Annotated in this window: 10 protein-coding genes and 1 other RNA gene; 8 read left to right on the top strand and 3 right to left on the bottom strand. The window is 61.3% G+C overall.

The annotated features are described in order from the left end of the window. The first annotated feature begins 8 nt into the window (after positions 1–8). The 5 genes from GJ699_RS30665 (at position 9) to GJ699_RS30685 (ending at position 3,684) form a co-directional block, all read left to right on the top strand. Entirely contained in the window at positions 9–644 is a 636-nt protein-coding gene (locus tag GJ699_RS30665; RefSeq protein WP_154383219.1) for a riboflavin synthase, read from the top strand. A 129-nt stretch (positions 645–773) separates the two neighbouring features. Next, on the top strand, positions 774–1,886 hold the full coding sequence (gene ribBA / locus GJ699_RS30670; RefSeq protein WP_154383220.1) for a bifunctional 3,4-dihydroxy-2-butanone-4-phosphate synthase/GTP cyclohydrolase II: 1,113 nt from the start codon (positions 774–776) through the stop codon (positions 1,884–1,886). A 25-nt stretch (positions 1,887–1,911) separates the two neighbouring features. Then, a complete protein-coding gene (ribH, locus tag GJ699_RS30675; protein WP_154383221.1) occupies positions 1,912–2,400 on the top strand; it encodes a 6,7-dimethyl-8-ribityllumazine synthase in 489 nt (162 codons plus the stop codon). A gap of 20 nt (positions 2,401–2,420) precedes the next feature. Then, positions 2,421–2,891 carry a transcription antitermination factor NusB gene (gene nusB / locus GJ699_RS30680; protein WP_154383222.1) on the top strand — a complete coding sequence of 157 codons (471 nt, stop codon included), beginning with the start codon at positions 2,421–2,423 and terminating at the stop codon, positions 2,889–2,891. 118 nt (positions 2,892–3,009) lie between these two features. Further along, complete coding sequence (locus GJ699_RS30685; RefSeq protein ID WP_154383223.1) at positions 3,010–3,684, top strand: hypothetical protein; 675 nt, start codon at positions 3,010–3,012, stop codon at positions 3,682–3,684. On the opposite strand, the gene GJ699_RS30690 is transcribed toward GJ699_RS30685, so the two are convergent. Together GJ699_RS30690 and GJ699_RS30695 are read right to left on the bottom strand one after the other, a co-directional pair. Then, on the bottom strand, positions 3,662–4,195 hold the full coding sequence (locus GJ699_RS30690; protein WP_154383224.1) for a GNAT family N-acetyltransferase: 534 nt from the start codon (positions 4,193–4,195) through the stop codon (positions 3,662–3,664). The two genes, GJ699_RS30685 and GJ699_RS30690, sit on opposite strands and share 23 nt — an antisense overlap. A gap of 70 nt (positions 4,196–4,265) precedes the next feature. Then, on the bottom strand, positions 4,266–5,159 hold the full coding sequence (locus tag GJ699_RS30695; RefSeq protein WP_154383225.1) for a transglycosylase SLT domain-containing protein: 894 nt from the start codon (positions 5,157–5,159) through the stop codon (positions 4,266–4,268). Between the two features lie 461 nt (positions 5,160–5,620). Here GJ699_RS30695 and ubiD point away from each other — a divergent pair, with 461 nt between their 5' ends. After that, positions 5,621–7,105, top strand: coding sequence for a 4-hydroxy-3-polyprenylbenzoate decarboxylase (gene ubiD, locus GJ699_RS30700; protein ID WP_154383226.1), 1,485 nt, complete (start codon positions 5,621–5,623; stop codon positions 7,103–7,105). A 15-nt stretch (positions 7,106–7,120) separates the two neighbouring features. Continuing rightward, positions 7,121–7,219: signal recognition particle sRNA small type (ffs, locus tag GJ699_RS30705), an RNA gene on the top strand. 37 nt (positions 7,220–7,256) lie between these two features. Here ffs and GJ699_RS30710 read toward each other — a convergent pair. Continuing rightward, positions 7,257–7,904, bottom strand: coding sequence for a hypothetical protein (locus tag GJ699_RS30710; RefSeq protein ID WP_154383227.1), 648 nt, complete (start codon positions 7,902–7,904; stop codon positions 7,257–7,259). Between the two features lie 116 nt (positions 7,905–8,020). Between GJ699_RS30710 and dnaX the strand changes: the two genes are divergently transcribed. Beyond that, on the top strand, positions 8,021–9,537 hold a 1,517-nt coding region (dnaX, locus tag GJ699_RS30715; protein ID WP_154383228.1), incomplete at its 3' end, for a DNA polymerase III subunit gamma/tau.

Genomic DNA, 9,537 nt, shown 5'->3' on the forward strand with positions numbered 1-9,537 from the left:
GAAAAATTATGTTCACTGGTATCGTCGCCGCTGTCGGCAAAATTGAATCGATCAAGCCGCTGGAAGGCGGCTCCTTCGCAGGCGTGCGCCTGGATATCAACGCCGGCGGCCTGCCGCTGGCTGACGTCGGCCTGGGCGACTCGATTGCCATCAACGGCGCCTGCATGACCGTGGTGGATAAAGACGCCACCAACTTCCGCGTCGACGTCTCGCGCGAAAGCCTGAACAAAACCGTCGGCCTGGACAAGGCGGGCGAGGTCAACCTGGAAAAAGCGCTGACGCTGAACGAACGTCTGGGCGGTCACCTGGTGTCCGGCCACGTTGACGGTCTGGGCGTGGTGCGCAAGTTCGAGCCGGTGGGCGAATCGTGGGAGTTGGTGATTGAAGCGCCGCACGACCTGGCCAAGTTCCTGGCCTACAAGGGCTCGATCGTGGTCAACGGCGTGTCGCTGACGGTCAACCGCATCACCGACATCGGCGCCGGCCAGGATCTGGTGTGCCAGTTCTCGATCAATCTGATTCCTCACACCATCGCCGTCACCACCTTGAAGCACCTGACGGTGGGCGCGCAAGTCAATCTGGAGATCGACCTGATCGCGCGTTATGTCGAGCGTATGGTGTCGATCGGCGCGGCCGGCAAGTAATCTTGCTAGATAAGCCATGCGGCTTATCGAAAAAGCCGTCTAAAAGCGCGGTTTTACGGTAGGGAAGGCGTAAATCCTTTAAAATAGCGGGTTAATGAAATACTCTCGCTTAGCCTTGAAGGATTAAAAATGTCAATTTCCAGCACCGAAGAAATCGTCGCCGAATTGCGCGCTGGCCGCATGGTGATCCTGGTCGATGAGGAAGACCGGGAAAACGAAGGCGATCTGGTGCTCGCGGCGGACTTCGTCACGCCGGAAGCCATCAATTTCATGGTCAAATACGCGCGCGGCCTGGTGTGCCTGACGCTGACCGAAGAACGCTGCAACCAGCTCGAACTGTCGATGATGTCGACCAAGAACGGCACCGCCTTCGGCACCAACTTCACCGTCTCGATCGAAGCGGCCGAGGGCGTGACCACCGGCATTTCGGCGGCCGACCGCGCCAAGACCATCCAGGTCGCCGTGGCCAAGGACGCCAAGCCGGCCGACATCGTGCAGCCGGGCCACATCTTCCCGCTGAAAGCCCAGAAGGGCGGCGTGCTGATGCGTGCTGGCCATACCGAAGCCGGTTGCGACCTGACCTCCATGGCCGGCCTGACGCCAGCCTCGGTGATCTGCGAAATCATGAAGGACGACGGCACCATGGCGCGCCTGCCGGACCTGCTGGAGTTCGCCAAGGAACACAATCTGAAGATCGGCACCATCGCTGACCTGATCCACTATCGCAGCCGCAACGAGTCGCTGGTGGAAAAAGCCGGCGAGCGCACGCTGAAAACCGCGCATGGCGAGTTCCGCATGATCGCTTACCGCGACAAACCGAGCGGTTCGGCTCACCTGGCGCTGGTGCATGGCCAGATCCAGAAGGGCAAGGAAACCCTGGTGCGCGTGCACCAGCCGGTGTCGATCCTGGATGTGCTGGAATCGGAAGCCACCACCCACTCGTGGAATCTGTCGTCGTCGATGGCCGCCATTAAAGCCGCCGACAGCGGCGTGATCGTGCTGCTGAATTGCGAAGAGACTGCCGAGCAGTTCTTCAGCCAGTTCGACGCGCTGTGCAATCCGGTCGACGTCAAGCCGAAGGGCCGCGCCGCCAGCATGGATCTGCGCAGCTATGGTATCGGCGCGCAAATCCTGCGCGAAGTCGGCGTCTGCAAAATGCAGTTGCTGGCCAGCCCGCGCAAGATGCCGTCGATGACCGGCTTCGATCTGGAAGTGACCGGCTACGTTGCCAAACCTAACTAATTCAACCCACACACAGAGGCACATCATGACCGTAGGAAGCTACGAAACCAATTTGAACGGCGAAGATCTGCGCATTGGCGTGGTTCAAGCCCGTTTTAACGAAGACATCTGCCACGGCCTGCTGTCGTCTTGCCTGGCCGAGCTGAAGCGCCTGGGTGTGGCGGATGAAGACATTCTGCACGTGACCGTGCCGGGCGCGCTGGAAGTGCCGCTGGTGCTGCAGAAGATGGCTGAATCGCAGCAGTTCGACGCGCTGATCGCGCTGGGCGCCATCATCCGTGGCGAAACCTACCACTTCGAACTGGTGTCGAACGAATCCGGCGCCGGCATCACCCGCATCGGCCTGGACTACGGCATTCCAATCGCCAACGCCATCCTGACCACCGAGAACGACGAGCAGGCCGAAGTACGTATGGCAATCAAGGGCACTGATGCGGCCCAGGTTGCCGTCGAAATGGCCAACCTGACCATCGCTCTGGAAGAGCTGAGCCAGGATCAGGGCGACGACGAGTAATTAACAAGATAGGTAAAACCATGAACGAGAAGACTACGCACGCCAACCCCAGCAAGAACCGCACGCCGCGTCACCGCGCGCGCGAGTTCGCGCTGCAAGGCCTGTACCAGTGGCTGCTGAACAATGAATCCGCGTCCACCGTGGTCAACCACATCCGCGGCGCGCACGGCTTCGACAAGGCCGACGCTGAACACTTCACCGTGCTGCTGAATGGCGCGATCGGTTCGTCGGTCGAGCTGCGCGAAGCCTTCGGCCCGCTGGTGGATCGCGGCATTTCCGAACTGTCGCCAATCGAGCACGCGGTGCTGCTGATCGGCACGTACGAGCTGAAGAACAATCTGGAAATTCCTTACCGCGTCGTGATCAACGAAGCGGTGGAGCTGACCAAGTCGTTCGGCGGTATCGACGGCCACAAGTACGTCAACGGCGTGCTGGACAAGCTGGCTGCCCAGCTGCGTCCGGAAGAAGTTGCGGCCGACAAGAAGCGCTAAGCGGTTCCGGTATTGTTAAAAGCCACCCACGGTAGCGTGTGGTGGCTTTTTTTATTTGGGCGTTGACTCGCTGCCGACGCGCCGACCAGAATTGCTTTTTCCTTAATTCTGGAATGAAATGTTAGCAGCAGAAACAACAAGCTGGCGCCGTCGCGGCTGGCTGGCGCTGATCGTCGGTGCGCATTTGGCGGCGTTCTGGTGCTGGCAAGCGCCACAGCGGTCACAGGTGGCGCGTCTGGCGCGACATGCGGCCATCACCTACATCCTGGCGCCGGCGGTCCGGCCGTTGCCAGTGCCGCCACCGCCCGCCAGCCCAGTCACCGCGCGCCGCGCACGGCAGGAGGTGGCGACGGCTCCTGCTCCGGCCCGCGCCGCCGTGGAGCCGCAGGCCATCACCTTGCCGCCCGCTGCGCCTGCCGCGCCCGCGCCGCAGGCCGCTGTCGAGCCGACGCTGGAAGCCGATCCGTTTGCCGCGCCGACCAAGCCGTCACCCGATCTGAAGCAACGCGCCATTGCCGGCGCTCTGGCGGCCGACAAAGAGGCGCGCAAAGCCTCCTTCACCCAGCGCGACCGCAAGCTGGTCAACGATGAAAGCGCGCTGGCGGCGGCGATCGGTAAAGCGTATGTGGGCGGCGGCAGCGGCCCGATAGGGGAGATCAGCATGCCGGACGGCACGCGCGTGACCAAGTGGCGTTTGCCTGGTGGCGCCGTGGTCTGCTACTACAAGGAGTCCAACAACGGGCTGGACCCGTTCAACAACAGCGGCCGCCTCAGCGTGCGCTCTTGTCCCTAGCCTCCCACTCATCGCGCAGCAGGCCCATGATCGCGGTATCCCAGCGCTCCTCGCCCACGCGCACCGACGAGCGCCGCACGCCTTCCATGCGGAAGCCCAGCTTTTCATAGGTGCGGATCGCCGCCGCATTCCAGCTGAAGACATTCAGTTCGGCGCGCTCCATGCCCGGCAGCGCGAACAGCTCGGCCAGGGCTGCGCTCAGCATCGGCGCCGCCAGCCCCTGACCGCGCATCGAAGGCGCCACCGCCACCCGCGCCAGCCGGCCGACGCCATTGTCCCAATCCAGCACCACCTGCACGTGGCCGGCCAGTCGGCCGCCATCATCAAACGCCGTGCGGTTGATGCGGGCAGGCTGCTGCTGCCGCTCCTCCGCCAGCATGGCCTGCATTTGCGGCAGGTCCAGTGGGAAACGCATGCCCGGCCCGCCCCACTGCACGAGTTCGCGTTCGCTGGAAAACCAGCCGGCCAGGTGATCGAAGTGTTCGGCGGAAAAGGGAAGCAGAGTCAGCATCGGGCGCTATAAAAGAAAAAAGCCACGCGCATTGTAGCGCAGTGGCTTTTCTGGTGAAGCGGGGAGGGAATCAGAGACCGGCGATCTGGGTGCCGTTGGCTACTTTCTCCGCAGCGGCCAGTGGTGCCGCTGGCTTGGCTGGCGCGGCGGCCATCACTGGGGTGATGGTCGGCACTTTCTTGCCTGCCGAAACTTGCTTCAGACGGCTGTACTCGGCCAAGACCTTGCTGCCGTAACCGTCGTCGGTTTCAAACGCACCGGCGCCGACGTAGCTCTTCAGGCCGGCTTCAACCGAACCGCCCTTGGTCACGTAATCCTTCAGGATCAGCGCGCCGACACGGATGTTGGCCACTGGATTCAAGGCTGCCTGGGCGCCGCCCATGTCCTGGAATTTGTCGTGGTGCACTTTCGACATCACTTGCATCAGACCCTGCGCGCCCATCGGGCTTTCCGCGAACGGATTCAGGCCCGATTCAATCGCCATCACCGCCAGAATCAGCAGTGGGTCTAGCTTGATCTCACGCGCCGTCAGATAAGCGGTGGAGACCAGCATATTGGTGGCATCGCCCGCCACGCGGTAACGCTTGGACAGCCAGGTGGTGACCCATTGCTGCTGTTTCTGCGAACCCAGCAGGGCTTTTTCCTCGGCGCTCAGCGGCGCGGCCTGCGCAGCGTCCTTGGCGGGCGCTGGCGCGTCCATCAGGGCCGACAGCGGCGGGGCGGTGACGGTGGCGGCTTCAACCTCTGGTGCACGGTTCAGGCTGTCGCTGAGAGCCTTGGCCAGATCAGGACGGACAAACAGTACTGCCATTACTACTAAAGCGCTCACGCCAACGATGGTCAACGTGTGTTGGGCGGTGGTTACCACGCCCTTTGCCGAAATGCGCGTCGTGGAGAACCACGCGGCTGGCTGGCGAGCCATAAAACGGGCAAGCGTAGTTGCACCGGTGTTGCTATTAATCATAAAGTTCCCCTGAAATGTCCGTAAAAGCGATCCCCCGCCAGCGTCAAACGCAGCTAAACAGGTGCTAATGCCGTGCATCAGAAATTTCGTTCGTCGCCGCTGTAGGGAGCGCGCGAGAACGCCATCATTGCTTGCTTGTTGCTGATCTCTCCAACTGGAGTCAACCAGAATGCAATACAACTACTTTCGGGGAGGAAGGCAGACGCCTTTCGAAAACACTCCTTAAAATGTCATGTGGAGCCCCGACTCCGTGAATGTATGAGTGACAACAACAGCCAGTCCTCATCAAGTAGGGTGGATTGTAGAAGCCGTTTTATATCAAGTCAATACTAACGATCGCGTGTGTTATAACTTATAAATCTAGCTTTTTCCCTTGCACTCGCCGTAAAACCAATAAAATCAATCACTTGACCTGTATTTTTAAACAGTGCGCTTTAATGTAAGAAAATATTAAAAAACCGATGAAATATTCCGATCTACGAGATTTTATTTCTCAACTGCAACGGATGGGCGAACTTAAGCCCATTTTGACCCCAGTTTCGCCGCATTTAGAGATGACCGAGGTGTGCGACCGCACTTTGCGTGCCGCCGGCCCGGCTTTACTGTTCCAAAATCCGACCGGCCACAGCATGCCGGTGCTGGGTAATCTGTTCGGTACGCCGCGCCGGGTGGCGCTGGGCATGGGGGCGGATGACGTTGGCGAGTTGCGCAAGATCGGCCATGTGCTGTCGCGCCTCAAGGAGCCGGAACCGCCGAAGGACTTCAAGGATATCCTGGGCCTGGGCTCGCTGGTAAAGGCGGTGTGGGACATGGCGCCGAAAGAGCTGCGCGGCGCGCCGTGCCAGGAAATCGTGTGGGAAGGCGCTGATGTCGATTTAGGAAAACTGCCAATTCAGCACTGCTGGCCGGGCGACGTCGCGCCTTTGATTACCTGGGGCCTGGTGATTACCAAGGGTCCTAATAAGAAGCGCCAGAATCTGGGCATCTATCGCCAGCAGGTGCTGGGGCCGAACAAGGTCATCATGCGCTGGCTGGCGCATCGCGGTGGCGCGCTCGATTTCCGCGAGCACGCCATACAGAGCAAGGGCAAACCGTATCCGGTGTGCGTGGCGCTGGGTGCCGATCCCGCTACTATATTAGGTGCGGTGACGCCGGTGCCGGACTCGCTGTCCGAATACCAGTTTGCCGGCCTGCTGCGCGGCAGCCGTACCGAGCTGGTGAAAGCGATCGGCAGCGAGCTGCGTGTGCCGGCCTCGGCGGAGATTGTGCTGGAAGGGCATATCTATCCAGATGAAAATCATCCGTCCGGTTACGAGCATGCGCTGGAAGGCCCGTATGGCGATCACACCGGTTATTACAATGAGCAGGACTGGTTCCCGGTGTTCACCATCGACCGCATTACCATGCGGCGCGATCCGATTTATCACTCCACTTATACTGGCAAACCGCCGGACGAACCGGCCGTGCTGGGGCTGGCGCTGAACGAGGTCTTCATCCCGCTGCTGCAGAAGCAGTTCACCGAGATCACCGACTTCCATCTGCCGGCGGAGGGCTGCAGCTACCGCATGGCGGTGGTACAGATCCGCAAGCAGTACGCTGGTCACGCCAAGCGCGTGATGTTTGGCGTGTGGAGCTTCCTGCGCCAGTTCATGTACACCAAGTTTATTGTGGTGGTGGACGAGGACGTGAATATCCGCGACTGGAATGAGGTGATCTGGGCCATCACCACCCGCGTCGATCCGACCCGCGATACCACGCTGGTCGATAACACGCCGATCGATTACCTCGACTTCGCGTCGCCGGTGAGTGGCCTGGGCAGCAAGATGGGCATCGACGCCACCAACAAATGGCCGGGTGAAACCAGTCGCGAGTGGGGCACGGTGATCACCATGTCGCCCGAGGTGAAGACGCGCGTCGATCAAATTTGGCAGGAGTTGGGACTCTAAGCTATAATGGACGCTGGCGGGCCCCTGCGCATTGTGGCATGGTCAACCTGGTCAGGTCGGGAACGAAGCAGCCACAGCCGTTCACCATAAGTGCCGCAGATCAGGCTCGCCTCCTTATTCGTACAAAAGCCGCCCTCGGGCGGCTTTTGTTTTAATCGAGTTCGGCTTCGTAGGGATGTTCCGACGCTACGATCAGCGGATTCTCCTTCAGTAGCGCCGTGTCGGGTTTCAGGCGGATCTGGTTTTTGCCGTCAGTGTTATAGACGGTGCCGCCGACCTTCAGCTGCGCCGGGTGATTGAACTTGAATACCACCGCCTTGGCGCTTGGGGCGAACATGCTGAGCGCGCCGGCCATTTTCTTGATCACCTGGTTCATCTGCTGCACGCTGCCCATCACCGGCGCGTATTGCCATTGCAGGCCATCGGGCAGTGGCGTGGTGGCATCGTAGCCGACTTCGGACTTCTCGCCCTTCGGCAAGCTGGTCATGACTTTGCTGTCCTCGCTCATCCATTTGGCGTTGGGTACGAAGGCCATGCGGAAGTCTGGCGTCAACGCCGGCAGCGGCGCGCGCTCGCTGCCGTGGACCACGGTCAGCACCACGTCGGACGGTTTGTAGTTCTTGTTGTTGGGCTTGACGGTCAGGTAGAGGTTGACCTTGTCGCGCTCCGCGGCGGGGATGGCGTAGAACTTGTCGAAGCGCAGGTCTTCCACCAGCTTTTTATAAGGCACCCATTCGCGTTCGTCGGCGTGGGCGGCGAGGGACAGCAACAGCAGCGGAAGTACGGTGAGTTTTTTCATTTTTGGCATGTTAAAAGAAAAACAAATTGTAGGGCGTAATGGCCGACTTACCTAATCCAGTCTCGACTTGTTACAATTGCCGCTTTGGCACCCGCTATCTACGGTAAAATTCCAGCATGTCCTATCAAGTCCTCGCTCGTAAATACCGCCCCAAGAACTTCGAAACGCTCGTCGGTCAGGAGCACGTGGTTCGCGCGCTGACGCATGCTTTGCATAGCGGCCGGCTGCACCACGCCTATCTGTTCACCGGCACGCGCGGGGTCGGCAAGACCACCTTGTCGCGGATTCTGGCCAAGTCGCTCAACTGCATTGGGCCGGATGGCAATGGCGGCATCACGGCGACGCCGTGCGGCGTGTGCGAGGCGTGCCGGGCGATCGACGCCGGCCGCTTTGTCGATTACATCGAGATGGATGCGGCGTCCAATCGCGGCGTCGACGAGATGGCGCAGTTGCTGGAGCAAGCGGTGTACGCGCCAAGCAATGCACGCTTCAAGGTCTATATGATCGATGAGGTGCACATGCTGACCAACCACGCCTTCAATGCGATGTTGAAGACGCTGGAGGAGCCGCCGGAACACGTCAAATTTATTCTGGCGACCACTGATCCGCAGAAGATTCCGGTGACGGTGCTGTCGCGCTGTCTGCAGTTCAATCTGAAGCAGATGCCGCCGGGGCATATCATCGGCCACCTGGAAAATATTCTGGGCCAGGAGGGCATCACCTTCGAGCAGCCGGCCTTGCGTCTGCTGGCCACCGGCGCCCATGGTTCGATGCGCGATGCGTTGTCGCTGACCGACCAGGCGATCGCCTACGCCGCCGGCGCGGTGACGCTGGATGCGGTGCAGGGCATGCTGGGTGCGCTGGATCAGTCGTATCTGATTCGCTTGCTGGATGCGTTGGCGGCGCAGGATGGCGCGGATTTGCTGGCGGTGGCCGATGAGATGGCCGCGCGCAGTCTGTCGTACAACGGCGCTTTGCAGGATCTGGGCACCTTGCTGCACCGGATCGCGCTGGCGCAGACGGTGCCGGCCGCGCTGCCGGAGGATTTGCCGGAATATGCGGATATCGTGCGTCTCGCCGGCTTGTTCGATGCGGAAGAGGTGCAACTGTATTATCAGATCGCGGTGCATGGCCGTAATGAATTGGGGCTGGCGCCGGATGAGTATGCGGGCTTCTCGATGACCTTGCTGCGCATGCTGGCCTTTCGGCCCGGCGTAGGCGGGGCCGAGGGACAAGCTGCTGCTGCGCCGGCGGTGTCGCGCCAGGCGGCGATGGCTTCGGCTCGTGCGGCGGCTGCGGCCGGCGCTGGCACGCCGCCAGCGCGCGCGGCGGCCAATGTGCAAGCCAGCCACGCCAGCGTGGTGCCACCGTCGGTGATCGCCGGCGCGGCCGCGATGGCGCGCAATGACGCGGCAACTGCGGCATCGCCTGCCGCCGTCATGCCGCCAGCGGCAGTCGTGCCACCCGCGCCAGCGCCTCAGCAGGCCGCGCCCGCACCTGCGGCGCCCCCGGTCGCACCGGTTCCTGCAGCGGCCGTCGCAGCTCCGGTAGCAGCACCTGCGCCAGCAGCACCGATCAGCACTGCGCGCGCGGCGATCAACGCTGCGCTGGAGGCGGCACGCGCCGCGTCACG

The sequence above is a fragment of the Duganella guangzhouensis genome (assembly GCF_009674535.1).
GTDB lineage: Bacteria > Pseudomonadota > Gammaproteobacteria > Burkholderiales > Burkholderiaceae_D > Rugamonas > Rugamonas guangzhouensis.

Coding starts and splice junctions, on each gene's coding strand:
- GJ699_RS30665 (WP_154383219.1), top strand. CDS start 9: ATGTTCACTGGTATCGTCGCCGCTGTCGGCAAAATTGAATCGATCAAG.
- ribBA (WP_154383220.1), top strand. CDS start 774: ATGTCAATTTCCAGCACCGAAGAAATCGTCGCCGAATTGCGCGCTGGC.
- ribH (WP_154383221.1), top strand. CDS start 1,912: ATGACCGTAGGAAGCTACGAAACCAATTTGAACGGCGAAGATCTGCGC.
- nusB (WP_154383222.1), top strand. CDS start 2,421: ATGAACGAGAAGACTACGCACGCCAACCCCAGCAAGAACCGCACGCCG.
- GJ699_RS30685 (WP_154383223.1), top strand. CDS start 3,010: ATGTTAGCAGCAGAAACAACAAGCTGGCGCCGTCGCGGCTGGCTGGCG.
- GJ699_RS30690 (WP_154383224.1), bottom strand. CDS start 4,195: ATGCTGACTCTGCTTCCCTTTTCCGCCGAACACTTCGATCACCTGGCC.
- GJ699_RS30695 (WP_154383225.1), bottom strand. CDS start 5,159: ATGATTAATAGCAACACCGGTGCAACTACGCTTGCCCGTTTTATGGCT.
- ubiD (WP_154383226.1), top strand. CDS start 5,621: ATGAAATATTCCGATCTACGAGATTTTATTTCTCAACTGCAACGGATG.
- GJ699_RS30710 (WP_154383227.1), bottom strand. CDS start 7,904: ATGAAAAAACTCACCGTACTTCCGCTGCTGTTGCTGTCCCTCGCCGCC.